Origin of the sequence: Streptomyces sp. SP17BM10, from assembly GCF_036322405.1 — a bacterium.
Classification (GTDB): Bacteria; Actinomycetota; Actinomycetes; order Streptomycetales; family Streptomycetaceae; genus Kitasatospora.
On sequence record NZ_JAQYXB010000530.1, the window covers coordinates 1 to 2,299 of the forward strand.

1 protein-coding gene is annotated in these 2,299 nt (G+C 76.2%); it reads left to right on the plus strand.

Annotation, left to right across the window (positions count from 1 at the left end; genetic code table 11):
- The coding region (locus tag PUR71_RS11500) for an SDR family NAD(P)-dependent oxidoreductase (RefSeq protein ID WP_329926721.1) at positions 1 to 2,299 on the plus strand (2,299 nt) is incomplete at both ends.

The window sequence follows — 2,299 nt, forward strand, 5'->3', positions numbered from 1 at the left end:
CGCGGCGATCGAGAAGCACTTCGCCGACCGCAAGACCACGCGGCTGAAGGTCTCGCACGCCTTCCACTCCCCGTTGATGGACCCGATGCTGGAGGACTTCCGCGAGGTCCTCAACGGGCTGACGTACCACGACCCGTCGATCCCGCTGGTCTCCAACCTCACCGGCGCCCTGGGAGGGGACTTCACCTCCCCGGACTACTGGGTGCGTCACGTCCGCGAGGCCGTCCGCTTCGCCGACGGACTCAGCGCCCTGCGCGAGGCCGGAGCCACGGACTACCTGGAGCTCGGCCCCGGCGGCGTGCTGACCGCGCTGGCCGAGCAGAACCTCGCCGCGCAGGACGCCTCCGCGCAGGACCCCTCCGGGCAGGACCCCGACGAGGGCTCCGGCCACGTCGCCGCCCCCGCGCTGCGCCCCGACCGGCCGGAGGAGGGCGTCCTGCTGACGGCACTCGCCCGCCTCCACGTCGTCGGCGTGCCCGTCGACTGGGCCCGCGTCTTCGACGGCACCGGCGCCCGGCGCGTCGCCCTGCCGACGTACGCCTTCCAGCACGAGCGCTACTGGCCCGCCCAGGCCGTGCACCAGGGCGACGTGACCGGCGCGGGTCTGCGGCCGGCCGAGCACCCGCTGCTGGGCGCCGTGGTGACCCCGGCCGACTCCGGCGGCGTGCTGCTGACCGGACGGCTGTCGCTGAAGGCTCAGCCGTGGCTGGGCGACCACCGGGTGGGCGGTGTGGCCGTCTTCCCGGGGACCGGGTTCCTGGAGCTGGCAGTCCGCGCCGGTGACCAGGTGGCCTGTGACCGGGTCGAGCGGCTGACGCTGGCCGAGCCGCTGGTGCTGCCCGAGGACGGCGCCGTCGTCGTCCAGTTGGTGGTCGGTGCGCCGGACGAGGCCGGGACGCGGTCCCTGAGCTGCTACGCCCGGCCGGCGGACGCGGTGGACGGTCCGTGGGCCTGCCACGCCACCGGCACGCTGGCCGTCGGCGAGCGGGAAGGCGGCTTCGACGCCTCCGTCTGGCCCCCGGCCGACGCGGTGGCCGTGGATCCGCAGTCCTGCCACGACCCGCTCGACCACGGTGCGGCGTTCCGCACGCTGCGGGCGGTGTGGCAGCGGGGCGGTGAGGTGTTCGCGGAGGCCGTCCTGCCGGGCCGGGCCGAGGACGCGGCGCCGTACGGGCTGCACCCGGCGCTGCTGGAGGCGGCGGTCCAGATCGCCGGCCTGACCGGGGCGGAGGACGGCGCGCGCCTGGTGCCCACCGACTGGCGCGACGTGGCGCTGCACGCGACCGGCGCTGCCGTCGTGCGGCTGCGGGTCGCGGGGGCGGGCGCGGACGCGGTGTCCGTCGAGGTCGCGGACGCGGCGGGTGGTCCCGTGTTGTCGGCGGGTTCGCTGACGCTGGGCGAGCCGCCCGCCGTGGCCGAGCAGGCCGGACCGGCCGGGGCCCTGCTGCGGCTCGACTGGGTGGACGTCGCGGCGCGCGCCGCCGGGCCCGTGCGGGCCGTCACGCTGGGCGAGGACGTGCCGTCGCTCGCCGACGTGTCCGGTGAGGTGCCGGACGTCGTGCTCGCGCCGGTGGCGGGCGGTTCGACGCCGGAGGCCGTGCACGAGGCGACGGCGTGGGCACTGGGCCTGGTGCAGGAGTGGCTTGCCGAGCCGCGGTTCGCCGATGCGCGCCTGGTGTTCACGACGCAGGGCGCGGTGCCCGGAGGAAAGGTCGCGGACCTCGTCGGCGGTGCGGTCTGGGGTCTCGTCCGGGCGGCCGAGTCCGAGAACCCGGGGCGGTTCGCCCTGCTCGACGTCGAGCGCGCGGCGGACGTGAAGGCGGCCCTGCCCGTCCTGTCCGCGCAACTGGACGGCGGCGACTTCCAGTTCACCGCTCGTGCCGGCGTCGTCCGGGTGGGCCGGCTGGCCCGCGTGGCCCCCGGCGGACGCTCGTCGGGCTGGGGTGAGGGAGCGGTCGTGATCACGGGTGGCACCGGCGGTCTGGGCCGTCTCGTCGCCCGGCATCTGGTGACCGAGCACGGTGTGCGCGAGCTGCTGTTGCTGAGCCGCCGGGGTGGCGCGTCCGCGTTGGTGGACGAGCTGACGGAACTCGGCGCGCGCGTCGAGGTGGTGGCCTGTGACGCCGCCGACCGCGAGGCGCTCGCGCTGGCGCTGGACGGCCGGACGATCACGGGTGTCGTGCATGCGGCCGGTGTGCTGGATGACGGCATCGTCACCGCGCTCACCCCGGAGCGCCTGTCGGCCGTCCTGCGCCCCAAGGTCGATGCCGCCTGGAACCTCCACGAGCTGACCAAGGAC